Genomic DNA, 24740 nt, shown 5'->3' with positions numbered 1-24740 from the left:
GCGTTCGGAGGCCTACTTTGTTTTCCCTCTGGCGCAAGGCACGCCGGGAAAACAGTGCGGCCTCGCGGCTACTGGGGTCTACCAGCCTTCGCTTCGCTCTCCATGGCTGGCAGCGGTGGAAAAGGACTGGAACACGTTCAAGATCAGCAAGCAACTCAAGGGCGGAAACTATATCCCGTCACTGGTTGTCCGCTCCCTGGACAAGATACTGGGACAGATGAACTATATCACCGCCCTGTACGCCAACATCGCCAAGTAGACAGCGCTCACGAACACTCTCGCTTGCCCCGGCCCGGACTTCCGCCAAACAGTCCGGGTCGGGGCAAGCCCCTTATACTGCTCTCCCGCCAGCGTGCTAAAAACGCCCTTCCATGGGTTTTTTCAACCTGATCAGCGGAAACTGTATTTTTCGGCCAAGATCCATGCAATGAATTGCCAAACCCGGCGCCATGAGCTAAGTTGCTGGGAAACAACGGACAACGACGCCGCATGGTTTTCTTCAAGCACGGTCATCGCCCCCGATGAAACCCCATCTCTCTTCCCGAAGTGGCGGAATCGCCCACTGGTCCATCCATCATCCTGTTGCGGTGATCATGCTGACACTGGCAGCCGTTGTGCTGGGGCTGTTTTCCCTGGACAGCCTCAAGATTAGTCTGCTGCCGCACATCATCTATCCCAGTATCGGTGTGCGTATCAACGATCCCGGCGTGCCGGCCGGCATCATGGAAGACCAGATCACGCGGCAGCTCGAGGAACAGCTGGCCATCACCGAGGATGCCATCCACATCCGTTCTGCCACCCGGGAAGGCCGCAGCGCAGTGGACCTGGATTTTGCCTATGGCAAGGACATCGATATCGCTTTGCGGGACGCCTCCACACGCCTCGACCGTGCCAAGCGCTTTCTTCCCGACACCATCGAACCACCGGTGATCTACAAGCGCGACCCTTCCCAGCTGCCGGCCGCCGAATATGCCATCAGTTCCACCACGCTGGATCCCGTGAGCCTGCGGGACTGGGTGGATTATTCCCTGAGCAAATGGCTCATCAATGTGCCCGGCGTGGCGGCGGCGGAGGTGGCGGGCGGCCTGCGCCGGGAGATACAGATCATCGCCGATCAGGATCGCCTGTTCGCCCATGGTCTGGATATTTTCGACATCGAGGAAATTCTGAAGAAAGACAACCGTGATGTCGCCAGCGGCCGGCTGCGGGGAGGCTCCACAGAAACGCCGGTACTGACCCTGGGACGCCTGCACCGTGCCGATGAGATCGCACAGCTGCCCGTGGACCTGAACAATACCCAGTCATCATTCCAGCCCCTGCAACTGGGATATCTGGCGAAGACCATCGACGGGCATGAGGAGCCCCGGCTGCACATCCGTCTGGACAGTCAGGAGGCCATCAAGCTGTCCATTCAGAAACAGCCGCAGGCCAATACAGTTTCGGTGGTTGACAGCGTCAACCTGCAGCTCGGCGAACTGCACAGCCGGGGGCTGATCCCACGGAGCATTCAGATCACCCCGGTCAACGACGAAGCCCGGCATATCCGCCGCTCGCTGAACAATGCCATCACCGCAGCAGTCAGCGGCGCTCTGCTGGCCATGCTGGTGGTATACCTGTTTCTGGGAAGCATCCGGCGCACGCTCATCATCGGCAGCGCCATTCCCATCGCCATCCTGGTGGCCATAACCCTCATGTCTGCCGTGGATCTGACCCTGAACATCATGACCCTGGGCGGTCTGGCACTGGGGGTGGGTATGCTGGTGGACAGCACCATCGTCATGCTGGAAAACATCTACCGCCATCAGCGCGATGGCGAGCAGGGAAACCTGGCCGCTGGCACCGCTGCCGCGGAAGTCACCAGCGCCATCTTTGCCTCCACCTCCACCAATCTTGCCGCCGTCCTGCCTTTCCTGTTCATCGGCGGATTGATCGGTCTGCTGTTTCAGGAGCTGATCATCACGATTTCGGCCGCCATCGTCGCCTCGATGATCGTCGCCCTGACACTGGTGCCTGCCCTGGCAGCACGTATTCCCGCGGGACAGGAAGGCTGGCTGCGGCGTTTCATCAACCGCGCGCTGGAACGGCTGCAAAACGGCTATGCTTGGCTGTTGCGCCACCTGCTGAAAGGAGCCTGGCTGGTGATCCTGATCTTCCTGGTGCTGCTGGGTGTCACCGTGAACGAGCTGCTGCAACCCATGTCCACCTTCCTGCCACGCATCGATGACGGACGTATCGGTATTTACCTGACAGCTGACCGGGGCGTGAGCGTGAACGAGATGGATACCATCACCAGCCGCATCGAGAAGCTGGTGCTGCAGCAGCCGGAAACCGCTTCTGTTCTCACAACGGTTGGCGGCTTCACTTTCGGAAGATCACGTTATGAAACCGCCAACCGCGCCAACCTGCAGATCCAGCTCAAACCACCCGGCCGGCGCATGAGCAGCAGACAGTGGGTGTCGAAGATACGCAAGGCGACAAAGGAACTGCAGCTGGCCGGGGTCAAGATCCGCATCCGTCAACGGGGCATACGCGGACTGCGCATCGGCCGCGGTGATGACGATGTGAGTTTCCACGTCAGGGGGGCGGAACTTGAAGTATTGAAGGAGATCGGCCAGCAAATGGCGGAGAAACTCAAGGAGGTGCCCGGCCTGCGCAATATCAAGCAATCCAATGAAGATGTCACCATGGAACTGTCCATCCGGCCTGACCGCGAAAAGATGCTGCAGCTCGACCTGGACATGAGCCTTGTCGGCAAGGCCGTGCGTTTTGCACTGGAAGGACGCAAGGTGAGCACCATTATCGACGCCGACCGCAGCATCGACGTGGTGCTGAAGCTCAACCCCGCCGAGACCACTACCGTCAGCGACCTGGAAAACATAATTCTAATGGGCAATACGGGTAAGATGTCCGTACCCGTGCGCCTCGGCGACCTGGCGGACATCGCCCTCCGTCCGGCGCCCGTGACCATCATCCGCGAACAGCAGCAGCGCATCGTGGAGGTCAATGCCACCCTCGAACAGGGCGTCAACATGGAGCAGGCCATACGGCAGGCACAGAAACTGCTGGATGAGCTGGATCTGCCAAAGGGTTACACCCTGTACGAAGGCGGCACCCTCAAAACACTGCAGCAGAGTCAGGAAACCGGCTACAGGCTCCTGGCACTGGCCCTGTTCCTGGTGCTTGTGGTGATGGCGGTGCAGTATGAATCCCTGCGCAATCCCCTGATCATCCTGTTCAGCGTGGTGTTCTCGCTCATCGGTGTTGCGCTGGGTCTAAAACTGACGAATACGCCCATTTCCATGCCTGTGTGGCTGGGCATGATCATGCTGGCAGGCATCGTGGTCAACAATGCCATTATTCTGGTGGAATATATCGAAATCGAGCGTCAGGAGGGATTGCCGAAAGTGCAGGCTATCGTAGAAGCCGCCCGCCTGCGCCTGCGACCCATACTGATGACCACGCTGACAACCGTGGTCGGCATGCTGCCCCTGGCGCTGGCCTGGGGACAGGGTTCTGAAATGCTGCAGCCTCTGGCGATCACTATCGTCTCGGGGCTGTCTTTTTCCATGCTGGTCAGCCTGTTGCTGGTTCCCAGCACCTACCGCTATGTCAGCAGGGCCGACACGGGGAAGGCAGGATAATTACTGGAATATCGGACAATAGGCATTGACGTGATGCCCCTGCCAATAGGCACCATTGATCTTGTCGGTAACAAAGTTCGCCACTTCCCGATCAGTATTTCCCAGTTCAATTTTCCATTCCAGCGGCCGCCCCTTGCAGTCCGGGCCACAGGGCTCGATCTTGCTGATCGGATAATACTGATTCAGCATTTCCATCAATGAACCGGGCTCCACTTCTTCAGGTACATCACTCAGTAGAATGACCATTTTTCTCGACTCCTTCTGCCAGATCAACCAGAAGCCTGCTGACTCCCGGTGCGGACCCCAGATAAGGTGCGAGTTGAATGGAAACATGCGGATGAGCGGTACGCGCTTTTTCCACTTCCGCCGGAATGTCTTCACTGACATGCCGCCCGGCCGATAGAAAATAGGGCAATACCACGACCTGATCAGCACCAAGCCGTATGCATTCTTCAATACCTTCAGGAATGGAAGGCTGGGCCAGTTCCAGAAAACCGGCCATGACTACGCCAAACTCCTCGTCACCTTTTTCTTTTTGTATCCGTTCGCACAGCTTTATTACTTCGTCATTTGAGGCTGTGCGCCGGCTACCGTGTGCTGCCACGAGCAATGCTTTCATGCCTGCAGGCTCTTATTGGCCACTTCATAGACATCACGGGAAACGGAATCTTTACTGCTGATCCGCTCCAGCTGTTCACGTGCCAAGCGCTGACGGTTCTCGTCATAGTGCCGCCAGCGCAAAAGGTTACGCAACAGTCGTGCAGCAATCTGGGGATTGATGCTATCCAACTCAAGCACCTTGTCCACCAGGAAAGTATACCCCTTTCCATCCGCAGAATGAAAGCGTAACGGGTTTGCAGCTGCGAAACTGCCTATCAGTGCACGAACCTTGTTGGGATTTCTTATGGAAAAGGCAGGATGAGCCTCCAATTCCCTGATACGGGACAGGGTATCTTCACGGCTGGAACGGGCCTGCACGCCGAACCACTTGTCCATGACAAGCGGATCGTGCTGCCAGCGCGAGGCAAAATCCTGAAGCAAAGGTTCCCGCTGAGGCAGATCGCCATCTGCAATCAGGGCCAGTGCCACAATGACATCGGTCATGTTGTGACCGGAGCGGTATTGCTCTTCACACAGTTGTCCTGCCTCATCGCTTTTCCCCGCCACCAGATAGGACAGCAACAGGTTCTTCAGCCGTCGCCGGCCAATGGCTTCCGGTCTGATGCTGTAGTCACCCGATTCCTGCAGTGCGTGGAAATGCTGCAACAGATCATCGTGAAGAGTGGTGGCAATGTGGTGTTTCACCTGTTCCCTGGCAGCATGGATGCCTTCCACATCGATAACAGGCATCTGCTCTCCCAGGAAGGATTCTGACGGCAGGGACAGCACTTCCGAGAGCAGGGCCGCATCCGTGTGGGCAGCGTCCAGCGCCCGATGGAAGGCATGGGTGAACTCTGCCAGCATATCCTGCGCCCGGGGGGAGCGGTCAACCAGATTCAGTACCACGCGCTGCGCCAGCTGTTGCCCGGCATCCCACCGGTTGAAGCCATCCCTGTCATGAGCCATGAGGAACAGAAGTTCATGGTCGGCATACGGATAGTCGAGCTTCACCGGCGCCGAAAACCCCCGCAACAGGGACGGCGTGGGTTCTTCCACTACGTTCACGAATGTAAAACTCTGTTCCCTCCCGGTGACTTCCAGCAGTTCCGGGCGCCGGGTCTCATCAGCCCGCTGCAGCGGCATATCCTGCCCGTGACTGTCCAGCAGCCCCACGACCACAGGAATGTGGAAAGGGGGTTTGTCCCTCTGCCCCGGTGTATCCGGCACCTGCTGGGAAATATGCAACAGGTAAGACCTGGCTTCCGCATCATATTCTCCCCGCACGCTCAGTTCAGGTGTACCGCCATAGTCATACCAGCGCTTGAACTGACTCAGATCCCTTCCCGAGACCACTTCCATGCAGGCAACAAAATCATCGGTCGTCACGGCCTGGCCGTCGTGACGCTCGAAATACAGGTCGGTGGCCTTGCGGAACAGCTCCGGCCCCAGCAGGTTGGCCTGCATGCGCACGACTTCCGCGCCTTTTTCATAGACGGTCAGCGTGTAAAAATTGTTGATCTCCATATAGGATGCCGGGCGTACAGGATGCGCCATGGGGCTGGCATCCTCGGCAAACTGGTGGGCGCGCAGCATACGCACATCATCGATGCGTTTGACGCCACGATCGCCCATGTCGGCAGAAAACTCCTGATCCCGGTACACCGTAAAGCCTTCTTTCAGGGAAAGCTGGAACCAGTCGCGGCAGGTAATGCGATTCCCTGTCCAGTTGTGAAAATACTCGTGGGCAATCACCGCTTCTATGCCCTGGTAATCCTCGTCCGTGGCGGTATCGGGCCGGGCCAGCACATATTTGGAGTTGAAGACATTCAGCCCCTTGTTCTCCATGGCTCCCATGTTGAAATCGTTTACGGCGACGATGTTGAACACGTCCAGATCATATTCCCTGCCGTACTTCTCTTCGTCCCAGCGCATGGCGCTGACCAGTGAACGCATGGCATGGTCACATTTGTCGATGTTTTCCGGCTCGACATAGATACGCAGCCGCACATCTTTTCCCGATGCAGTGACAAACCGGTCTTCGATATGCCTGAGATCTCCCGCGACCAGGGCAAACAGGTAGCAGGGCTTGGGGAAAGGATCTTCCCATTCGGCGTAGTGCCGGCCTTCGGGAAGTTCACCCGCTTCCACAGGATTGCCATTGGACAGCAGCACCGGGTAGCCGGCCCGGTCAGCTTCGATACGCACCCTGAAACGCGCCATCACATCAGGCCTGTCCTGGTACCAGGTGATGCGCCGGAAACCCTCTGCCTCGCACTGGGTGCAGAACATACTCCCGCTGCGATAGAGTCCCTCCAGGGCCGTATTGGTCTCGGGTGACAGTTCCACCTCAGACTCCAGCACGAAATGTTCGGGCGGATTGAACAGGGTCAACCCCTGGTCGTCGATACGGTAGGCGTCACCGTGGAGTTCGCTGCCGTCCAGGCGCAGCCAGACGGGCTTCAGCCCTTCCCCGTCCAGGCGCAGTTCGTCAGTTTCTCCGCTGAAAGCCGGGTTGCGCTCCAGTGTCAGTCGTGAGATGACCCGGGTGCCCTGCTCGTACAGGCGGAACTCCAGATCCACAGTATCCGTAATCCAGGCGGGCGGCTGGTAGTCCTGCAAATAGATGGTTCTGGGGCTGGCATTTTTCAACATGGCAACGTCATTGGCCGCAAGGCGGTTCAGGCTCGAAAGGGCACAGTTTACTCTGTTTTCAGGCGCAAAAAAGATGCTAGGATATACGGATATAACAAAATACTGTATTTACCATTGGAGAAACCCGCTGTGCCAACACCCCATATCGTCGTCTATTGCACCGCCATGTGCCCCTACTGTGTGCGCGCCAAATCCCTGCTGCAGAACAAGGGAGTCGAATATGAAGAAATCCGGGTGGACATGGACAGGGACAAGATGGTGGAGATGATGCAACGCAGCAACCGCCGTACGGTACCGCAGATCTTCATCGATGACTTCCATGTCGGCGGATTCGATGACATGGCGCAGCTGGACGCCTACGGGAAGCTCGATCCGCTGCTGGGGCTGGCACCACACAACGATGAAGCCGCCTTTGCCCACAGCATCGATGCATCCGAAGACGGTCCCACCTGACCGTATCAGCCGCTATGGACGGACAGGAAAAGATGCGCCTGGACAAGTGGCTCTGGGCAGCACGTTTCTTCAAGACCCGCAAACTTGCCGCAGAAGCCATTTCCGGTGGAAAAGTGCATCTGAACGGCCAGCGCAGCAAACCCGGCAAGGATGTCAGACAGGGAAACAGGCTCACCATTTCCAAGAACGGGCTGCATTGGGAAATCGAGATTCTGCAGCTGCCCAGACAGCGGAGGCCCGCCTCCGAAGCCGTGAATTTCTATACCGAATCGGAAACCAGCCGCAAACAGCGGGAAGATGAACTCGCGCTGCTGCGTGCAGCCCGCGCTTCCAGCCCGATGAGAACAGAAGGACGGCCGAACAAGAAAGACCGCCGTTTGATTCACCGTTTCAAACAGGAACACTGAGTTGGACGAAGACGCATACCGGCAGACCTACCACGAAGTCAACGAAAACTATTGTGTCTTTGAAAAAGGCATACTGACATCACAGGCGCGGTGCAGCAAATGCCAGAAAATGCTTATCGCCGAACGTGAAGCCGCCAACTGCACGGACATCCCGGCGCAGCAAATCTGCAAACAGTACCTGGAAGTAATGAAGGAACATGCCCGGTTTTCACTGAAGCTGCGCGATACCCGTCAGAACCTGGGACATGCCAAGGCCATCAAGGTACAGATCGGCAGCCTGCGCGGTCTCTACCAGGCGCTCCATCCCGAACAGCCTGTGCCTGCGCCGATTCCGGAAATCGCCGGTCTCATCGAAGAGGCTGTCGCCCATTATGGCGCCCTTGAAAACCTGCCCTTTTCGCAGATCATTCCGGCCATCAATACCTACGAAGGGCGTAAAAGGCGGTCAAGAAAGAAATAGGGGCTGCCTGAAGGACAAGTCAGGCCAGCAGTTGTGCAACATATTTCAGATAGGGTTCCATTACCGGCTGCAGCTTGCGGCGCATGAGTGTACCGATGGCATCGGTCCTGCCAAACACCGGCCTGACCAGGCCATAGCCGGAACCCGACAGTACCCGCAGTGCGCGCAGTTTCTCGGTCAACGTCGAATCCATATCCAGAATCTGCTGGGCAAGTGCGTTGCCCCTGTCATTCACCCACAATCCAGCTTCTTCCGACAACTCCTCCAGGGTCGCGTCGGCCTTGCCTTCCGGCCTGGCAGCACTGAAATAATCCGCTGCGACCTCCAGTGAACGGTTCACCACATCCTGGTTGCCGGGTTTCTCCAGTACCTGCCGAAATGTGGCCAGCCATATCTGGCCTGATGACGACATCACCCTGTGCAGCAGTGCGGCCAGCCTGTTGCCCTGATCCGCCATTTCACGCAATGTTTCATGCCATTCAGGATGCGGTGACAACTGCCCGGCTGCCCCCGGCAGTGTATCCGGCAAGGTAGCGAGAAAACCTACATAGAAGGCATTCTTGCGTCTGCCCCGTTTCCACAGATCTTCCACCACAGCGGGTTCGAGCAAACCAGGTTGCAGCACCAGTTGCATCGTATCCATGATTTTTTCCGCTTCGGTCTCAAAAGGCAGAAATTCGACCAGAAAAGCTGCCAGTACAGGCCCCATGTCACCTTGGACGATCTGAGGCGAACGCAGCATCTGCCTGGCATTTTCTGCATCTTCCAGCGCCCACCATACCTTTCGGGCCAGTTCATCCGTCAGTTCACTGGAATAGGCGACGGCCACCACGGCGTCCGGTTCGCCAAGCAGCAGCAGGTCTTCGAGATTTTCATTGCTCAAATGCCCCATACGCGACCAGATATGCTGGAGATAACCTGATGGCGAGCCGAGCACATGCATGGACAGCATCTCTCTTATCTGTTTCAGATACTGTTCGTCACGACAGGTCGGGTTGAGAGGTATTTCCATTTCGCCCTTTTCGGACAGGGCATACATCACCATCCTTGACTCATCGATGCGAATCGCCTGGGGTTGGTTGGCGAGCATCACGTTAAGGCGTAGCGAATCTTCTAGCGACAGTTCCATGGGCTGACCGGTATTGAAAGGATACGGAAGCGCGAAGACCTGGGATCAGTTGAGTTTTGGCGGCACGTAATGGGGGTCTGCCGGATTGAGAAACACGAACTGCCAGCTACCATCATCCATTTCAACGAAATCAAGGATACATTGTTCGAGGTACTTGTCGAAGCTGGGGTCCATGACCACTTCCACACCTTCAGTACGCACGCGCTTGTCAGTATCCGCAGGCTCATCGAAGCCCATGTGGTAATCAAACGAGCCGTCCTTTTTTTCTCTGACGGCCAGGCGCAAGGCCATGCCTTCTGTACCGCCCTGTTCGGCGGCGACCTTTATCTGCTTTGCTGCTGCAGGAGTTATCGTGAACATTTCCAGCTGATTCCTCTAAATTTTATTTCTGTGCTTGCACGCGGCCACATGGGACACAAAACGTTCTACCCAATGGTTGGATCCGACATTGCGCATATGCGAATAATTTGCCAGCAGATTCTTGTAGATCAACCCGTCGTGCAAACCGTCTACCCCATATCCACGTTCAACCTTATAAGCGAATTTCTGGCTGGCGTCCAGATTCTCCAGCCCCGAATAGTGGAACTCATGGGCATTCACCTGTTGGGGAGGGGCGTCCCCGGCCAACCAGGGATGGTCACTAGTTTCGCACAAACGCACATAGCCTCTACCTTGCGGTTTCTGGTGCATTTTTACATCTGCGGGCAACACGCCAGCCATGGCAGCCCGCTTGTCCTGCCAGTGCAGACTGCGGCACAGATACATGAGACCGCCGCACTCTGCATACGCCGGGCCTCCTTTCTCTATAAACGCCTTGATCGAAGCCCGCATACTCCGGTTGCTTTCCAGAGCTGACATGGCAGTTTCCGGAAAACCGCCGCCAATGAACAGGCCATCTGCATCGGGCAGTTTTGCATCATTCAGGGTATCGAAAGGTATCAGTTCTGCGCCGGCCCGTGACATGGCCTCCAGGTCATCCGGATAATAAAAGCCGAAAGCGGCATCTCTAGCATAGGCAATACGAACTTCCGGTGACAGCTGTATTTGGGCCGCACGGTCCTGTGGAGCCATTTCAGTTGTCTGCCCGCTTCGGGATATCTCCAGCAAGGCGTCCAGGTCGACATGACCTGCCACATGCTCGGCAATACTGTCGATACGCTTCTGGGCGGCATCCGCTTCATTGCTTGGCATCAGGCCAAGATGACGTTCCTCGATCTGCACCGCATCGTTTCTTGGAACAGCACCGGCCACACGAACATCGGTATAGTGCTCAATGACACTGCGCAATTTACTTTCATGACGTGTGCCACCAACGCTGTTGAGAATAACGCCAGCTATACGGATCTGCTCATCAAAGGCCTGATACCCCAGAATCAGGGGCGCTATGCCCCGCGTCATGCCGCGGGTATCAAGCACCAGCACCACCGGAGCGCCCAGCAAGCCGGCAAGCGCCGCATTGCTGTTGCTGCCATGCAAATCCAGGCCGTCGTACAAACCCTTGTTGCCTTCGATGATACCGATATCAGCACCTGCCATCTTGCTGTGGAACAAATGCTCGATCTCACGGGAGCCGGTGGTGAAGAAATCGAGGTTGTAGCAGGCGCAGCCGGCTGCCTGGCCAAGCCAAAGCGGATCGATATAGTCCGGCCCTTTCTTGAAGGGCTGTACCACGAGCGACTTACGCTGAAATGCGGCGCACAGTCCGATGCTTATCGTCGTCTTTCCAGACGATTTGTGCGCGGCAGATATCATCAGATGAGCCATGGCCTTGTTTCCAGAATGCAAAAAGGCGGTCTAAAAGACCGCCCTTGTGATGCTTTGTACGGTTACCCGATTATGACTTGGTATAGTGCGGGTCGGCAACCTCATCAGACAAACTGTTCGGCAGGAACCGCAGCATGCGGATTCCGATAAAGGTCAGCAGCAATACCAGCGCCACTCCACCGATTCCGAGCAGGAATTCAGCCAAGGTTGGCGAATACAGCATGGGCTGGCCGTTGACTCCATCAAAGAATCCGCTGGCAACAATTGTCTTACCGGGGAACATGGCCATGGGAAAAGCCTGACCACCGATAACGATGACATACATCGTGGCAAAGCCACCGAGAATCACTGCAGTAGCCGCAGCGATCAGACCGCCGCGTGTTTTGCCCAGCGAAGGATGATAAACGATACCTATGGGCAGCAGGCAACCCACGAATACCCATCCGCCCCAGAACAACAGGGTATAGATGCCGCCATCACGAAGGATAAAGGCTTCATAGGCATGGTTCTCTGTTCCATACAAATTGGTCAGATGATAAACCAGCGTGAAATAGAAAACCGCGGCAGCAAAAACACCCAACAGGTTCTTCAGGCGCCGCTGTATGGCGTAGCCGATATCACGCCCATCCACCTTGAAGGCAAACATCAACACCAATATATAAACAGCCAGTCCATAGGCGAAAGACATGATGACGAACATGGGGGCAAGGATCGCAGCATCATAACCCTGGCGAGCCACGATGAAGGCAAATATGGAACCTGTACCCGTGGTCAGTATCAGTCGCCACAGGAATGCCAGCACACCGACGGGCTTATAATACGGCTTCATACGATGATCCATCATGAACCAGATATAAACGGCCACAATACCCATGAATCCCATATAAAGGTAGATATTCCAGGCGAAGATGGACTTGAAGTTGTAGTGCGTCATGGCTATGAGCAAACGACCCGGCTGTCCCAGATCCAACACCAGTACGGCAAGTCCACCAGCCAGCAAAGTGATGGCAAGCAACGCGGACAGTCTTCCAAGGGGCTTGTAGATCTTTTTATCGAATGCGGTACCGATAGAAGCCACATTCAAGGCGCCGGAAGCCGCCACGATCAGGAAAATGGCGAAGACATGCGGAATACCCCAGACGACCTGATTGGTCATTCCGGTTACCCAGTGTCCATTGTGCTCCATGTAGAACACCGCGCCGCCGGCTATGGCGACAACGGCGCCGAGCACCGCCAGCATGCCCCAGTAACGAGGACTTTCTATGCCCCATTCGCTGAAGTGAGTCTTTTTCATTACTTCACCACCTAATCAAAATCAAATCAGATATTGCTGTAGCGTACGCCGGTGTTCAATTTCAGATCGGCACGAATCTGTACACTGGGATATTTTTTCAGCGCCTGTGAAACTGCGCTATCAGGATCATTCAGATCACCGAAAACTATCGCCTGATGCTTGCAGGCTTCCTGGCAGGCTGTGGTGCTTTCTCCGTTGTCCAGACGCTGGACACAGAAGTTACAGCTTTCAACACAACCTTTTCCCCGGGGCGTATGGGTCGGTTTCTCTGCCACTTCCGCATGAATAAAGGACCTAGCTTTGTAAGGACAGGCCATCATGCAATAACGGCAGCCGATACAAATATGGCGATCTACCATGACGATACCATCGGCACGTCGGAAAGAGGCGCCTGTAGGGCATACGTCCACACAGGGCGGCTCTTCGCAATGCTGACACATCATGGGCAGATTGGTGATTCTGCCGGAAAGATTGTCCTTGAGCTTTACCTGACGAATCCAGCGGGGACGCTGACGTTCCCAGAGACTGGGGTCGGCACCTTCCGGCATATCGACGAGATCGAGGCCATTCTCCTTGTCACAGGCAGCCACACATTCCGTACAGCCATCCGCACATTTGTTGGCATCGATAAGCATCCCCCATCGTACCTTGTCGGTAACCGGCTCGGTTCTGGGAGCAGCATCTGCAGACAACGTGTGCAGCATGACACCGGGGGCAATCGTTACCGCGGCAGCAGCAGCTGATGTTTTCAGAAACTCGCGACGCCCTTGTTGTTTCTCTCTGGACATACTCATTTCTCCCCCGGAACAGTCCTGTGACACTCAAAGCACTTGAGACTCACGGCAGCATAATCATGACAGCCGTCGCAGAACTGCCCTTCCGCGTTTACAGGTACCGCCTTTCCGGCGGCATCCTTTCTCGCATGGCAGTCGACACAACCGGCAAGACTGTATTTGCTGCCGCGTATACCTTCATGCACGGTCAGATCACGTTGGTGTTTGATAAACTCAAAGTGATTTCTACGCATGACAGGCGTGGGCTCCACACACTGTTCCAGCTTGTCGGCCTTGGCCGTACCTTCTACTGCTTCACCAGCCTGGGCACTCACCAGGCTGATGAACAGCCCGGCAATGCTTGCAGCCAGAAACATGATTACGCTTTTGCGAGTCATGGAAAAAGCCTCTGTTCCTGTTTACTCACCAAGGCCCATTTGAATGTAACCAGTCGGGCATACATCGTGACAAATGTGGCAGCCAATGCAACGAGAATAATCTGTAGCAACATAGCGGCCTGTGGTCGCTTCTGCCTTGGGTACACGGTAAACCGCGTCCTGCGGACAGTAGATAACGCAGTTGTCACATTCGAAGCACAGACCACAACTCATGCAGCGGTCAGCTTCTTTCTGGGCGGTTTCTTCATCCAGGCCCTGCATGCGTTCCTTGAAATGCCCCAGTACTTCGTCAGCACTGGGCACGTCTTCTGAACGCTTGTGACGCGGTGTCACCTCGAAATGACCGAGGAACAGCTCATCACTGCTGATGATCTCTGCAAAGGAGCGGTCCTCATAGTTGTGCACCGCGTAGTTGGATGAAGATGTACCACGTTGATCACCGGCATTGGGGTCGAAATGTTCGGGATCCAGACCGGCTTCATGCATTTTTTCCAGCAGATCGAAATGATGTACGTCAACCTTCGGACGCTTCTTGATTTCCTCGCCCTTGAGGAATTCGTCAACAGATTCTGCAGCCACCCAGGCCTGCCCAATCGCAGTCGTCAGCAGGTGCGGACGCACGATATCACCGATGGCAAAGTGGTTGGGCTTGTCCTTCAGCTGGTAATTGTTGGTGGTGTCCATAAGACCACGACCGTTGTCGAAGCTTTCCAGTCCGATCATGTCACCGCCCTGACCGATGGCCGCAACGATGATATCTGCTTCCAGGACACGCTCGGTACCCTCGACAGGAATCGGAGTCATGCCATCCATGGTGCAGTCGCACACCTTCAGGCCGGTGGCACGGCCATCATCACCCTTGATGACTTCCAGTGGCATCACACCGTCCAGTATGGTGATACCTTCGTGAATGGCATCATGAATCTCATGCTCTGCCGCCATCATGTTTTCTTTGGTGAACAGGGATGTCAGCGTAGCATCTACAGGCTCACGCCCTGCCACCAGTGACTCATCCTGATCCATGCTGTCGTCATGCACAACGTCTTCCGGATTTCCGGACATGGCAGGGTTCGTGCCAATACGGCGGGCAACGGATACCACGTCGATAGAGGTATCACCACCACCCACACAGATCAGTTTCTTGCCGGTTACCTTCATACGGCCTTCGTTGAAAGCCTTGAGATAGGCGACACCCGTCACGCAGTTCGGAGTACCTTCCCAGCCATCCACGGGTAGCGCACGGCCGGTCCAGCAGCCCACAGCCCAGATGATGGCGTCAAAATCTTTTTCCAGGTCTTCGACACTGACATCCTTTCCAACGCGGGTGTTGTACTTGACGTCCACACCCATCTCCACGATGCGCTGGTTTTCGGCGGCCAGCTTGTCACGAGGCACCCGATAGTTGGGGATACCATAACGCATCATGCCGCCCAGCTCGGGTTGGGCTTCAAAGACAGTGACGCCATGCCCCATGCGGCGCAGTTGATAGGCCGCTGCCATACCGCCCGGTCCGCCGCCAACAATGGCGATTTTCTTTCCCGTGTCCTTGCCAGCCTCAAAGGCGTAGCCCTTTTCCAGGCCCTTGTCACCGATGAATTGCTCAATGGAGTTGATGCCAACGAAGTCTTCGACATCATTCCGGTTGCAGCCGTCCTGACAGGGAGCAGGACAGACCCGACCCATCATCGAAGGAAACGGGTTGGATTCTGTAGCGCGCAGGAAGGCGTATTCTTCCATTTCCATGCCTTCCGCAGGTTTCTCAATTCCACGAACGATAGACAACCAGCCACGCACATCATGACCCGAAGGGCAACTACCCTGACAAGGGGGGGTTTCATGCACATAGGTGGGACACTTGTGCGAAGTATCATAGTTGAAGATGTCATCGGTCCAATCGTCCCACTTGTTCTGACCATCTTCAAACCGACGCCAGGTAATGTTCTTTGTCATTTCATCACTAGGAGTTGCCATTGTCACTCTCCAAACCAGTTAAAACTGTTACCCTTACGGGAGGATTATTTTGTTGCGGAAGGCTGCCGGTTCAGGCCGCATCTTCCTCGGATTCATCATCTTCGTCTTCGCCATTCTGACCAGTAAGAATCAGTGCATTGGACACCAGCTGGTGAACACTGACTATCTGATCCATGTCGAAACCGTAGTACGGTATTACCTTCGTAAACTGGGATTTGCATATGGCACAGATAGCCGCCATATGGGTCACGCCATATTCTTCCGTAACGCTCTTCAATGCTTCCATGCGGGGCTTGGCACCCTTCACCCGCAGTTCCATGAGGTCATCGGTGAGCAACCCGCCGCCGCCACCGCAGCAGAACGTTGCCTCCCGGATAGTATCTTCCGGCATGTCCACATAGTTGTTGCAGACTGCCTTGATAACGGTTCTCGGGATCTCAAACTGACCACCCGGCTTGTCGCCCATGCGTGTAGCCCGGGCCACATTGCAGGAGTCATGGAAAGTCAACACCATGTCATCATTCAATGACTTGTCAATATTCAGGGTGCCTTTTTCTATCTCGCCCAAGGTGAATTCGAGAATATGCTGTGGCACGGGATAGTCGGGATCCAAGAAATCCCAAGGCCCCGCAAGTGTGTTCAAGAAGGCATAGGCCACCCGCCAGGCATGTCCACACTCGCCGAAAATAATCCGTTTGACACCCAGATCCAGCGCGGCTTTACGAATCCGCTGGGAAATCTTGCGCATGTTTTCGTAAGAGCCGATGAACATTCCGAAGTTGGCCGCTTCAGAAGCGTGGGAACTCATGGTCCAGGAAACGCCTGCCTCATGGAACACCTTGCCGTAACCAATCAGACCATCCACGTGGGGTTCAGCAAAAAAGTCTGCGGAAGGCGTTACCAGAAGAATATCCGCGCCTTTGACATCCAGCGGATATTTGACTTCCACTCCTGTCTCATCGAACACGTCCTCTTCCAGGCCTTCCAAGGTATCTTCCAGCGCAGGACCGGGCAACCCCAGATTGTTACCAATACGATAGACTTTGCCAATAATCTCGTTCGAGTACTTGTCGCCCAACCCGATGCGATCCATGATCTCTCTGGCGGCCATGGAAATTTCAGCGGTATCTATACCGTAGGGACAGAACACGGAACAGCGGCGGCACTGGGAACACTGATGGTAATAGTTGTACCAGTCGTCCAGCACTTCCTGAGTGAAATCAGTGGCACCAACCAGCTTGGGGAAAAACTTTCCGCCAAAAGTAAAGTAACGTCGATAGACCTTGCGCATGAGATCCTGACGCGCTACCGGCATGTTCTTGGGATCTTTAGTACCCAGATAATAATGACACTTGTCGGTACAGGCGCCGCACTTGACGCAGGAATCCATATACACTTTCAAGGAACGATATTTGGTCAGCATATCGCCCATAGCTTCTATAGCCTGTTCCTGCCAGTTTTCCTGCAATTCACCCTGGAAACCCAGAGCTTCCTGAAACTCGGGTTTTGCCTTGAAGGTTTCCAGATGCGCCATAGAGCCTGGCTCTATTTTTGGAACTTCCGGATATTCCTTGAGCTCGGGAACTTCAAAATTTGCTTTTGCCATGAGCTGGACCTATTGCCTCTTTACAATGCCGTACAGTTATCAGGATTATTCTTCAAACTTGCGCGCCCATTCCACGATATGGCGCTTTTCCCGTGGATTGTCCACCTGGTTACGGGTCGGGCTGAAAAACACACCCACACCATGCAACAGTTTGCTGTAAGGAAAGATAATCATCAGCACGGAAACCAGAAACAGGTGAATCGCCAGCAGGGGATCAGAAGGCAGCGGTTTCCAGTCAAAGGTCAGCAAACCCATGGTGAAATTCTTGAGCCCCACGATATCCGTGTGCGACACGAAGGTCATGGAAGCACCACTGATACCGATAAGCACCAGCAGTGCAAGAATCAGGTGATCTGACGGTGAACTGATGTAACGCACGCGATCGATGACGAAGCGACGCGCCCACAGTCCCAGCAAGCCGATGATCATTGCGAAAGCCGCATACTTGCCAAAAGGCTGCATGAGTTCTATCACCGTGGGAACCGGATTGATGAAATAACGCAGATGGCGAATCAGTACGAGCAGCAAACCAAAGTGAAACAACACACCAAGCAACCACAACAGCTTGTTGCTTTTGAAAAGACTTTCGAAAAAGGCCACTTCACGGAACATTCGCAACACAACACCACCCTTGGTCACGGGCGCGGGAGTCGTGGCAATCCTCAGGGGTGCAGGAACCTTGGCATAAACCCAGATACGATACGCCAGCCCGGCAATCAGAATAACCGTGGCCAGATAGAAAAGCACTGTGATAGCAAGCGACATGTTTCGAAAAACTCTTTCAGATTTCGGAAAAACCGGGAAGGCGATCGAAACCGCCTTCCCACTGCTTCAGTTTGCGCTTACACGCAACCAGTCGGCTTGGGCAGGCCGGCATAACGGCATGCCTGTTTGCCAGGACCGTAAGGGAACAGGCCGTACAGGTACTTGCTGTTGCCTTTTTCCTTGCCCAGGCGCTTGCCTACGGCTTTGGTCAGTACACGAACCGCAGGAGCGATCTGGTACTCTTCGTAGTACTCACGCAGGAAGTTGATAATGTCCCAGTGATCCTGGGTCAGTTCCAGATCATCTTCCTTCGCCATAACCTCGGCAACGCCGGGAACCCAATCGTTCAGGTTTACCAGGTAACCCTCTTCATCAGTCTCTAAAGTCTTACCATCTACTTCGATAGGCATGTTTGTATCTCCTAATAATCAATCAAAAATTTTATCCAGGAACGGGATCAAACCCAGGCCTGAACCTTGTCGTTAGCTTCAACCAGGTCCACAAAACCTGCGTAATCCACTACTTCCACGCCGTCGATCATGCGATCATCGGCCAAGCCACGAGCCTTGTAGTCAGGCCCCAGGACATAGACTTTTTTGTCGCCGACCGCAGATGCGATCATGTTTTCGACAGCGGTACCTTTGAGTGCAGCATAAACGCCATCTTCATACAGCAGTATGGCAGAACCTGCCTTGGACAAGCGCAGACAGCTTTCCAGGGAGTTCTTCTCGAAAGGCGATTTATTTACAGTGTGCAGATCGCTCATTACGCTCTCCTCAGAAACTGAATACGACGTCGGACTCCGCCAGCAGCTCGGCTACTTTCTCAGAATCAACGACTTCCACGATATTATCCACAGACTCTTCAGTCTCCCAGTCTTCCCATTCGACCTGAACCAGATCGTCGGCCGTCAGCCCACGGGCTTCCAGGGAAGCCTTGTCCACATACATGTGGCGCACTTCGTAGTCACCCAGGGTGCGATAGGTGGGAGAGAAGTTCTTCATACCGATACCGGCAGTATCCTGACCCTTGGTCAGTTCATAGACGCCGTCATCGGCAAACATCAGGCTTACGTGCTGCTCGAATGCAGCCGCAATGAGCACGACTTCCAGTGATTCCCAGGCGTAGATGGTGCCATAGGGCGCACGACGATTGAGGAACATGAAATTCTTTGTATCAGACATAATTCAATCCTCCTGTTAATCGCCGAATACGACCAGACGTTCACTTTGGATAGCAGCTTCAACCAGCTGCCCCAGACCGGAAATGCGGAAGCGGGGAGCAATATTGGTAGCATCTTTACCGTTGCGCTCGGCCTCGCCGTCATCGACGATACCGCGGCGTTGGGCAGCCGCCACACAAACCACCAGATCCAGGTCATACTTCTCTGCCAGCTCGGTCCAGTTGTTGACGACATTGCGATCGTCCTGGGGAGGCGTGGTCAGACGGGTACCATTGAGTACACCGTCGTGATAGAAAAAGACGCGAAAGCATTCGTGTCCTTTTTCCAGCGCCGCCTTGGTGAACTGATAGGCAGAGTCCGAAGCCTGGTGCTGATAAGGCCCTTCGTTAACTTGTATAGAAAATTTCATAACCTATACGACTCCTTCTCAGAAGCGGATGTGCGCGGACTGATTCAGGCTGTTACGGCTGCCGCGCCAGTTATCAATATGATATTTGGTGAACGGCAGACCGGTCAGATCAAAGAACTGCTGCCAGCCGATACGCTCTACCCACTCACCCATACGCTCGTAGTCGTTGGCGTTTTCCTTGTAGGCTGCCAGGATCTTCTTGACCACTTCGGCAACTTCAGGCCAGCGAGGCGCATTGTTGGGCAGGCCAGCAGCAACCAGTTTGTGGAACATGGGCTTGGAACGTGCATTGGAATGCTTGCCACCAACCCATACGGCCAGCTTGGAATGCTCGGGATCGTTGATCTGCATCGGAGGACAGGGAGGGAAGCAGGCACCACAGCAGATGCATTTCTTCTCGTCCACTTCCAGAGTGGGCTTGCCGTTTACCATGGCGGGGCGAATAGCCGCTACCGGGCAACGAGCCACTACCGAAGGACGCTCACAAGCATTACCCACCAGATCATGGTTGATTTTGGGTGGCTTGGTATGCTGGATATTGATCGCGATATCACCCTGGCCACCACAGTTGATCTGGCAGCAGGAGGTAGTGATGTGCACGCGGTTGGGCATTTCCTCAACCACGAATTCGTCGATCAGCTCATCCATCAGGGACTTTACAACACCGGATGCGTCGGTGCCGGGAATATCGCAGTGCAACCAGCCCTGGGTGTGGGAAATCATGGTCACTGAGTTACCGGTACCACCGATAGGATAACCGGCATCGTTCAGACGTTTGATCAGCGGCTCGAGTTGAGATTCATCAGTTACCATGTATTCGATGTTGCCACGCATGGTGAAACGCAGATAGCCCTTGCAGAACTCATCGGCAATATCACAGATCTCACGCAGCGTCATGATATCGAGCTGACGGGGAGAAGCGGCCTTTACGGTCCAGATCTCGTCACCGAAGTTGGACACATGATGCAGAACACCGGGACGGGGTCGGTCGTGATAGGCCCACTGACCATAGTTCTTACGCAATGTGGGGTGCATATACTGGAAACTGTCGGGCGTTCCAGATTCAATGGGCATAACAGGTGCATCTGACATGCGAACCTCCTAAATAATAAATCGAGTTGTTCAGTGCAGGCAGCGGCCAGCCGCTGCCTGCTGATCGGATCAAAAAGTTACTGTATCAGCCAGCCTTGCTTTCTTCCCACTTGGCGGCTTCTTCGTCCCAGCCGTCCATGCGAACGTAGCTGCTGGTACGGGGGTGGTTGATCATGTTCGGATCGATATCGACACCGATGCCTTCCAGGAAGTTGGCCAGGCCAATACGCTCAATCATCTCACCGGTACGCTCGTGCTCCAACGCATTCTCGGCAAAGAAGTCGATACACTCTTCAGCAAGCTCAACCAGTTTCTCGTAATCTTCGTCGGTATCCAGCTTCATGAACGGAATCAGAACGGTACCGAACAGGTCGCCGATCTTCAGGGTACGCTTACCACCGATGAGGATGGTGACACCCTTGTCGTCGCCGGCGGACAGGGCCTTGGTCATAACGTTGATGCAGTGCATGCAGCGGACACAGTCCTTGTTGTTCACTTCGAGCGTGTCGTCGTCGTTGAGGGACAGGGAGTTGGTGGGACAACGACTGATAACGTTGTCTACCACATACTTGCGGCCTTTCTGCTCAACGTAGGCTTTGACCTCATCCTGGTTGACCTTCATATCGTCGCGCCAGGTGCCGATGATGGCCATGTCTGCACGCTGAATGGAGTTGGTGCAGTCGTTGGCGCAGCCACTGACCTTGAACTTGAACTTGTAAGGCAGTGCGGGACGGTGCATGTCATCCTGGAAGTTGTTCAGCAAAACGCGGTTGATTTTCATCTCGTCTGCATTGGAATGCTCGCAACGCGCCGCGCCCACACAGGACATGCCGGTACGTACGCAGGGGCCGGCACCACCGAGGTCCCAACCGATAGCATTCATGTCATCAAAGAAAGGCTGGATCGCGTCGGAATCCATACCGACCAGCATCAGGTTACCGGTTTGACCGTGCAGACAGATCATGCCGGAACCGTATTTTTCGTCCAGATCCATGATCTGGCGCAGCATGTCAGTGGTGTAGTGGAAGCCACCGGGAGGCTGAATACGCATGGTGTGGAACTCCTGCGCTTCCGGGAATCTGGAGCTGCCATCATCATTTTTCAGCTCGGTGAAGCGAGGGATGATGCCGCCGCCATAACCGAATACGGAAATGGTGCCGCCCTTCCAGTAACCCTTGCGGGTTTCATAAGAAGTTTCCAGCTGACCCAGCAGGTCGTTGGCCATGCCGTTGATACGCTCGCTGGGGTGCTCGTCACGCAGGCGCTGAATACCTTTGATGAAGCTGGGCCATGGGCCGTCTACGAGCTGGTCAATCATGGGTGTTTCGTGCTTATCGATCGCCATTTTCGGTTTCTCCTGACTAGATCTGAATTGCTTGCAGTTTTATGAATCGCTGAAGCTGCTGTGCTTCAGTGTTCCGTAACTCTGTTCGTTGTCACTCCGGTGTTGACAAGCGCCTTCGTCAACGATGACAACCGACTTTATCAACGGCTGCTAATATATCGGAGCTGCGGCAAGGAATACACTCCACCTTCGGGAGTAAGCAGGTCAGCCCTGACTATCCCTTTTGGAATATAAACCAACTCCCGAGCCTGCCTGGAACAACAAATCGCTTCCCTCTTGCTGTTGCCCACAAACGGGAACACCACGTACATTCGATGGTTGTTCGGAACGCGGCACCCTAAAATAAGTATGTTAGAGTATTCCAAATTACGGGAATAGTGAGACATATTAGGCGCAGCCAAATCCACGGTCAAGTCAGTACACAAAACAGTTGATCCAGATCAAAAAGATCTCATTTATAATTAAGTAAGGCAAGGCTACCACCTACAACGAGCGAGACAGGTAACAAAGATGAGCAATGATGTTTTGAAACTCAGCAACATTTTGATTTCCAATCACGATCTGAAAAATTTTCAGGAGCTGCTGGAGCTTGTCCAGGTATTCGCACAGCGCGGCGAGCGCTTTCTGCAATTTGATGTGAAACCGGAATTCCCTGACACCCCGGAAAACTGGGAAGACCGCCTCGAAGCCGCATTCAGCGGTCGGGTGTAAGCAGGATGGATTTTCTGGACCCCAACAAACTGGAAGATACGGTCGCCGATTCCGCCAACATGGATATGGCGGAAAAAGCCCGCATGGAAGGAGAAGTCGCGGAACTGCAGGCCCGGCTCGAAACGGAAAACACACCGGAAGAAAAAGCCCGGCTGCAAAGGGATTTGGCACGCAACCTGACCGATCTTGAGCGCGGCGATCAGGCCTGGCCTTTGGGCAAACAGGCGTTCGACCACTATCTGGCGCAGGAAGACTGGGAGTCTGCTGCAGAATGTTGCAACATCTTGTATCTCAGCGATCAGGAAGGATCCCTGAGCGCGCTGGGACAGGGTGTCTGGCTGGCGGTCACCTACCCCATCAATCCGGAAACGACGGTGGAGCTGCTGCACCATATTATCGATGACACACCGGACGATTCCGACGGTGCCGCCGTGGCCGCCGCCACCGCCGCATTTGTAGTCGATGTGCGCACCAAGGACCATCCGCGGCGCGAAGACATGCTGTTCTTCACCCAGCAGATGCTGGGCAAGGTGGCCCGCCGCCACAGCGATATTCAGGATCAGGCCCAGTTTGACTACTGGATCGAAAAGCTGGAACTGGATCAGCCTGACAAATTTCTGGTGCGCCTGCGCAACATCGTCGACGTGCTGGTTCAGGAAGACTGGTGGTTCGACAGGGATGAACTGCGGGCACGTATTCCGGAGGACTGACCCATGCTTTGGGAAGACGACAGCATTTCACAAGACCTTCCCACCGCCGACGTGGTGGATCTGGCCTTTTCCATTCAGTGCCGGCAACTGCCCGTGGATCATCTGCACGCCCTGAGCACTGCCCTGCAGGATGCCCTGCCCGACATGCAGAACACCGGCATCGGCCTCCACGAGTTGCATATCGCCGGCTCACAAAACGGCTGGGAGCGTCCCGACCCCCGCCTGGGTCAGTATCTCATGCCATCGAGACGCACTCGACTGAGCATGCGCGTTCCCAGAGCCAAGGCCGGGGAAATCACCCGGCGATTGCAGGGTCTGATCCTGGATATCGACGGCTGTGAGCTGACGCTTGGTCCCGCCAGGGAAAAGCCCATCAGCAGCCATGACACGCTTTATGCACGCCATGTACTGATGCAGGACGCGGCGGAGGAAGAAGACGAAAACCTGTTCCTCGAGCGCATGGCCAGGGAACTGGAAGAAAAGGGCATCCAGGTCAAAAAGGCGCTTTGCGGCAAGACCAGCAAAATCGGCACCGATAGTGACCCTTTATATACGCGCAGCCTGATGATCGCCGATCTCAGCCCTGCCGACTCCATCAAACTGCAGCAGGAAGGCCTGGGAGATCACCAGCACCTCGGCTGCGGCATCTTCCTGCCCATGAAAGGCATACAGGCCGTCGACATGGGGGATGACTAGTCCTTCATTATTTTATAGAATTCTAATTCTGCAAAGACATTCATCGCCTGCTGCAAGCGGGCAAAGGCACTTTTGACCAGGAGGTACAGCATGTCCTACGAAATTAACGGCAAGACCGTTGAAACCGATGCCAACGGTTATCTTGTTGATATCAACGAATGGAACGAAGAAGTTGGCAAAGCCATTGCCGAAACCGAAGGCGTTGCGCTGACCGACGAACATTGGGACGTGATCAATTATCTTCGCGATGCCTACATCAATGAAAACGGTCATCAGCCCAACAACCGTGAAATGATCAAGGCCATGAGCAAGAAATGGGGCCGTAAGATCGGCTCCAAGGATCTGTTCGTACTCTTCCCTGGCGGTGGCGGTCCTTCCAAACAGGCAGCTAAAATCGGCGGCCTTCCGGAAAGCCGACGCAAAGGCGGTTACTGATCACCTTCTTGACCGGCCCCCAGAAAAGGCAGCACACAGGCTGCCTTTTCTTTTGCCTCCTGTATGGCGCAATACAGCCTGCAACCGATGAGAATGTCAACGTGAAGCACACCAGGGGTCTGCCTCACTGTAAGCGCCCAAGAATCCACACCTGTTTTCCCCACCTGACCCTGTGCAGACTTTCTCCTGGAATTTCACGACATAGGAGAAATCGATGGACATGTCTGATGCCACCGAAGGTGCGCC

At 54.8% G+C, this 24740-nt stretch carries 27 protein-coding genes; 9 read left to right on the top strand and 18 right to left on the bottom strand.

Translation table 11 applies throughout. From position 1 onward, the window contains the following. Both ACOCD2_RS01635 and ACOCD2_RS01630 read left to right on the top strand, forming a co-directional pair. Window positions 1-259 (top strand): hypothetical protein (locus ACOCD2_RS01635; protein ID WP_305800252.1); only part of this gene is annotated, 259 nt, incomplete at its 5' end. A gap of 262 nt (window positions 260-521) precedes the next feature. After that, on the top strand, window positions 522-3641 hold the full coding sequence (locus tag ACOCD2_RS01630; RefSeq protein WP_293644221.1) for an efflux RND transporter permease subunit: 3120 nt from the start codon (window positions 522-524) through the stop codon (window positions 3639-3641). Here ACOCD2_RS01630 and ACOCD2_RS01625 read toward each other — a convergent pair whose 3' ends face one another. From ACOCD2_RS01625 to pepN, 3 genes are read right to left on the bottom strand one after another with little or no spacing between them, the layout of a single operon-like run. After that, on the bottom strand, window positions 3642-3887 hold the full coding sequence (locus ACOCD2_RS01625; protein WP_293644223.1) for a hypothetical protein: 246 nt from the start codon (window positions 3885-3887) through the stop codon (window positions 3642-3644). It lies immediately after the preceding gene. Further along, on the bottom strand, window positions 3868-4260 hold the full coding sequence (locus ACOCD2_RS01620; RefSeq protein WP_293644225.1) for a sirohydrochlorin chelatase: 393 nt from the start codon (window positions 4258-4260) through the stop codon (window positions 3868-3870). The genes ACOCD2_RS01625 and ACOCD2_RS01620 overlap by 20 nt, the downstream gene beginning before the upstream one ends. Beyond that, a complete protein-coding gene (pepN, locus tag ACOCD2_RS01615) occupies window positions 4257-6893 on the bottom strand; it encodes an aminopeptidase N (protein ID WP_293644227.1) in 2637 nt (878 codons plus the stop codon). Before pepN ends, ACOCD2_RS01620 begins: the two co-directional genes overlap by 4 nt. Window positions 6894-7022: 129 nt before the next feature. Here pepN and grxC point away from each other — a divergent pair, with 129 nt between their 5' ends. Genes grxC through ACOCD2_RS01600 form a run of 3 tightly spaced genes read left to right on the top strand, consistent with a single transcriptional unit; the run spans window position 7023 to window position 8213 of the window. Further along, window positions 7023-7346 carry a glutaredoxin 3 gene (grxC, locus tag ACOCD2_RS01610; RefSeq protein ID WP_293644229.1) on the top strand — a complete coding sequence of 108 codons (324 nt, stop codon included), beginning with the start codon at window positions 7023-7025 and terminating at the stop codon, window positions 7344-7346. 14 nt (window positions 7347-7360) lie between these two features. Next, complete coding sequence (locus ACOCD2_RS01605; protein ID WP_293644231.1) at window positions 7361-7753, top strand: RNA-binding S4 domain-containing protein; 393 nt, start codon at window positions 7361-7363, stop codon at window positions 7751-7753. 1 nt (window position 7754) lies between these two features. Further along, on the top strand, window positions 7755-8213 hold the full coding sequence (locus ACOCD2_RS01600; RefSeq protein ID WP_293644233.1) for a hypothetical protein: 459 nt from the start codon (window positions 7755-7757) through the stop codon (window positions 8211-8213). A gap of 19 nt (window positions 8214-8232) precedes the next feature. Here the strand turns inward: ACOCD2_RS01600 and ACOCD2_RS01595 are convergent, their stop codons facing one another. The 15 genes from ACOCD2_RS01595 to dsrA all read right to left on the bottom strand — a co-directional run bounded on the left by ACOCD2_RS01595 (window position 8233) and on the right by dsrA (window position 21942). Then, complete coding sequence (locus ACOCD2_RS01595; RefSeq protein WP_293644235.1) at window positions 8233-9342, bottom strand: sulfur reduction protein DsrS; 1110 nt, start codon at window positions 9340-9342, stop codon at window positions 8233-8235. A gap of 45 nt (window positions 9343-9387) precedes the next feature. After that, window positions 9388-9702: a HesB/IscA family protein gene (locus tag ACOCD2_RS01590; RefSeq protein ID WP_293644237.1), complete on the bottom strand. Its 315-nt coding sequence runs from the start codon at window positions 9700-9702 to the stop codon at window positions 9388-9390. Window positions 9703-9717: 15 nt separating this feature from the next. Next, on the bottom strand, window positions 9718-11106 hold the full coding sequence (locus tag ACOCD2_RS01585; RefSeq protein ID WP_293644239.1) for a cobyrinate a,c-diamide synthase: 1389 nt from the start codon (window positions 11104-11106) through the stop codon (window positions 9718-9720). Window positions 11107-11176: 70 nt separating this feature from the next. Then, window positions 11177-12400, bottom strand: coding sequence for an NrfD/PsrC family molybdoenzyme membrane anchor subunit (gene nrfD, locus ACOCD2_RS01580; RefSeq protein WP_293644241.1), 1224 nt, complete (start codon window positions 12398-12400; stop codon window positions 11177-11179). A gap of 26 nt (window positions 12401-12426) precedes the next feature. Beyond that, entirely contained in the window at window positions 12427-13194 is a 768-nt protein-coding gene (dsrO, locus tag ACOCD2_RS01575; protein WP_293644243.1) for a sulfate reduction electron transfer complex DsrMKJOP subunit DsrO, read from the bottom strand. Continuing rightward, on the bottom strand, window positions 13191-13571 hold the full coding sequence (locus tag ACOCD2_RS01570) for a hypothetical protein (RefSeq protein WP_293644245.1): 381 nt from the start codon (window positions 13569-13571) through the stop codon (window positions 13191-13193). The genes dsrO and ACOCD2_RS01570 overlap by 4 nt, the downstream gene beginning before the upstream one ends. Window positions 13572-13592: 21 nt before the next feature. Next, window positions 13593-15542 (bottom strand): NAD(P)-binding protein, encoded by a 1950-nt coding sequence (locus ACOCD2_RS01565; RefSeq protein WP_293644247.1) that lies wholly within the window; start codon window positions 15540-15542, stop codon window positions 13593-13595. Between the two features lie 70 nt (window positions 15543-15612). Continuing rightward, entirely contained in the window at window positions 15613-17148 is a 1536-nt protein-coding gene (dsrK, locus tag ACOCD2_RS01560; protein WP_293644249.1) for a sulfate reduction electron transfer complex DsrMKJOP subunit DsrK, read from the bottom strand. Window positions 17149-17193: 45 nt separating this feature from the next. Next, complete coding sequence (locus ACOCD2_RS01555; RefSeq protein WP_293644251.1) at window positions 17194-17913, bottom strand: respiratory nitrate reductase subunit gamma; 720 nt, start codon at window positions 17911-17913, stop codon at window positions 17194-17196. 77 nt (window positions 17914-17990) lie between these two features. Continuing rightward, the gene (locus ACOCD2_RS01550; RefSeq protein ID WP_041068909.1) at window positions 17991-18323 is read right to left on the bottom strand and encodes a TusE/DsrC/DsvC family sulfur relay protein; all 333 of its coding nucleotides are present in this window, start codon (window positions 18321-18323) and stop codon (window positions 17991-17993) included. Between the two features lie 47 nt (window positions 18324-18370). Beyond that, the gene (gene tusB / locus ACOCD2_RS01545) at window positions 18371-18679 is read right to left on the bottom strand and encodes a sulfurtransferase complex subunit TusB (protein ID WP_293644253.1); all 309 of its coding nucleotides are present in this window, start codon (window positions 18677-18679) and stop codon (window positions 18371-18373) included. 10 nt (window positions 18680-18689) lie between these two features. After that, window positions 18690-19097 carry a sulfurtransferase complex subunit TusC gene (gene tusC, locus ACOCD2_RS01540; RefSeq protein WP_293644255.1) on the bottom strand — a complete coding sequence of 136 codons (408 nt, stop codon included), beginning with the start codon at window positions 19095-19097 and terminating at the stop codon, window positions 18690-18692. 15 nt (window positions 19098-19112) lie between these two features. Further along, window positions 19113-19505, bottom strand: a complete 393-nt coding sequence (gene tusD, locus ACOCD2_RS01535; protein WP_293644257.1) for a sulfurtransferase complex subunit TusD — start codon at window positions 19503-19505, stop codon at window positions 19113-19115. Window positions 19506-19523: 18 nt separating this feature from the next. Continuing rightward, complete coding sequence (gene dsrB / locus ACOCD2_RS01530; RefSeq protein WP_293644259.1) at window positions 19524-20597, bottom strand: dissimilatory-type sulfite reductase subunit beta; 1074 nt, start codon at window positions 20595-20597, stop codon at window positions 19524-19526. 85 nt (window positions 20598-20682) lie between these two features. Then, window positions 20683-21942 (bottom strand): dissimilatory-type sulfite reductase subunit alpha, encoded by a 1260-nt coding sequence (gene dsrA, locus ACOCD2_RS01525; protein ID WP_293644261.1) that lies wholly within the window; start codon window positions 21940-21942, stop codon window positions 20683-20685. A 510-nt stretch (window positions 21943-22452) separates the two neighbouring features. Here dsrA and ACOCD2_RS01520 point away from each other — a divergent pair. The 4 genes from ACOCD2_RS01520 (at window position 22453) to ACOCD2_RS01505 (ending at window position 24494) form a co-directional block, all read left to right on the top strand. Further along, a complete protein-coding gene (locus ACOCD2_RS01520) occupies window positions 22453-22653 on the top strand; it encodes a sulfur relay protein DsrC (RefSeq protein WP_293644263.1) in 201 nt (66 codons plus the stop codon). A 5-nt stretch (window positions 22654-22658) separates the two neighbouring features. Next, a complete protein-coding gene (locus tag ACOCD2_RS01515) occupies window positions 22659-23363 on the top strand; it encodes a hypothetical protein (RefSeq protein WP_293644265.1) in 705 nt (234 codons plus the stop codon). 3 nt (window positions 23364-23366) lie between these two features. After that, window positions 23367-24059, top strand: coding sequence for a type I-MYXAN CRISPR-associated protein Cas6/Cmx6 (locus ACOCD2_RS01510; protein WP_293644267.1), 693 nt, complete (start codon window positions 23367-23369; stop codon window positions 24057-24059). A 90-nt stretch (window positions 24060-24149) separates the two neighbouring features. After that, window positions 24150-24494, top strand: coding sequence for a TusE/DsrC/DsvC family sulfur relay protein (locus tag ACOCD2_RS01505; protein WP_293644269.1), 345 nt, complete (start codon window positions 24150-24152; stop codon window positions 24492-24494). The last annotated feature ends 246 nt before the right edge of the window (window positions 24495-24740 follow it).

The organism is Thiolapillus sp. (assembly GCF_048562965.1).
Taxonomy (GTDB): Bacteria; Pseudomonadota; Gammaproteobacteria; order Chromatiales; family Chromatiaceae; genus Thiolapillus; species Thiolapillus brandeum_A.
Note: the sequence above shows the minus strand (reverse complement) of the source record. Positions and strands in the feature narration are given on the sequence as shown.

What these genes read in the sequence shown, in the direction of transcription:
- ACOCD2_RS01630 (WP_293644221.1), top strand. Translation starts at nt 522, where the DNA reads ATGAAACCCCATCTCTCTTCCCGAAGTGGCGGAATCGCCCACTGGTCC.
- ACOCD2_RS01625 (WP_293644223.1), bottom strand. Translation starts at nt 3,887, where the DNA reads ATGGTCATTCTACTGAGTGATGTACCTGAAGAAGTGGAGCCCGGTTCA.
- ACOCD2_RS01620 (WP_293644225.1), bottom strand. Translation starts at nt 4,260, where the DNA reads ATGAAAGCATTGCTCGTGGCAGCACACGGTAGCCGGCGCACAGCCTCA.
- pepN (WP_293644227.1), bottom strand. Translation starts at nt 6,893, where the DNA reads ATGTTGAAAAATGCCAGCCCCAGAACCATCTATTTGCAGGACTACCAG.
- ACOCD2_RS01605 (WP_293644231.1), top strand. Translation starts at nt 7,361, where the DNA reads ATGGACGGACAGGAAAAGATGCGCCTGGACAAGTGGCTCTGGGCAGCA.
- ACOCD2_RS01595 (WP_293644235.1), bottom strand. Translation starts at nt 9,342, where the DNA reads ATGGAACTGTCGCTAGAAGATTCGCTACGCCTTAACGTGATGCTCGCC.
- ACOCD2_RS01590 (WP_293644237.1), bottom strand. Translation starts at nt 9,702, where the DNA reads ATGTTCACGATAACTCCTGCAGCAGCAAAGCAGATAAAGGTCGCCGCC.
- ACOCD2_RS01585 (WP_293644239.1), bottom strand. Translation starts at nt 11,106, where the DNA reads ATGGCTCATCTGATGATATCTGCCGCGCACAAATCGTCTGGAAAGACG.
- nrfD (WP_293644241.1), bottom strand. Translation starts at nt 12,400, where the DNA reads ATGAAAAAGACTCACTTCAGCGAATGGGGCATAGAAAGTCCTCGTTAC.
- dsrO (WP_293644243.1), bottom strand. Translation starts at nt 13,194, where the DNA reads ATGAGTATGTCCAGAGAGAAACAACAAGGGCGTCGCGAGTTTCTGAAA.
- ACOCD2_RS01570 (WP_293644245.1), bottom strand. Translation starts at nt 13,571, where the DNA reads ATGACTCGCAAAAGCGTAATCATGTTTCTGGCTGCAAGCATTGCCGGG.
- ACOCD2_RS01565 (WP_293644247.1), bottom strand. Translation starts at nt 15,542, where the DNA reads ATGGCAACTCCTAGTGATGAAATGACAAAGAACATTACCTGGCGTCGG.
- dsrK (WP_293644249.1), bottom strand. Translation starts at nt 17,148, where the DNA reads ATGGCAAAAGCAAATTTTGAAGTTCCCGAGCTCAAGGAATATCCGGAA.
- ACOCD2_RS01555 (WP_293644251.1), bottom strand. Translation starts at nt 17,913, where the DNA reads ATGTCGCTTGCTATCACAGTGCTTTTCTATCTGGCCACGGTTATTCTG.
- ACOCD2_RS01550 (WP_041068909.1), bottom strand. Translation starts at nt 18,323, where the DNA reads ATGCCTATCGAAGTAGATGGTAAGACTTTAGAGACTGATGAAGAGGGT.
- tusB (WP_293644253.1), bottom strand. Translation starts at nt 18,679, where the DNA reads ATGAGCGATCTGCACACTGTAAATAAATCGCCTTTCGAGAAGAACTCC.
- tusC (WP_293644255.1), bottom strand. Translation starts at nt 19,097, where the DNA reads ATGTCTGATACAAAGAATTTCATGTTCCTCAATCGTCGTGCGCCCTAT.
- tusD (WP_293644257.1), bottom strand. Translation starts at nt 19,505, where the DNA reads ATGAAATTTTCTATACAAGTTAACGAAGGGCCTTATCAGCACCAGGCT.
- dsrB (WP_293644259.1), bottom strand. Translation starts at nt 20,597, where the DNA reads ATGTCAGATGCACCTGTTATGCCCATTGAATCTGGAACGCCCGACAGT.
- dsrA (WP_293644261.1), bottom strand. Translation starts at nt 21,942, where the DNA reads ATGGCGATCGATAAGCACGAAACACCCATGATTGACCAGCTCGTAGAC.
- ACOCD2_RS01520 (WP_293644263.1), top strand. Translation starts at nt 22,453, where the DNA reads ATGAGCAATGATGTTTTGAAACTCAGCAACATTTTGATTTCCAATCAC.
- ACOCD2_RS01515 (WP_293644265.1), top strand. Translation starts at nt 22,659, where the DNA reads ATGGATTTTCTGGACCCCAACAAACTGGAAGATACGGTCGCCGATTCC.
- ACOCD2_RS01510 (WP_293644267.1), top strand. Translation starts at nt 23,367, where the DNA reads ATGCTTTGGGAAGACGACAGCATTTCACAAGACCTTCCCACCGCCGAC.
- ACOCD2_RS01505 (WP_293644269.1), top strand. Translation starts at nt 24,150, where the DNA reads ATGTCCTACGAAATTAACGGCAAGACCGTTGAAACCGATGCCAACGGT.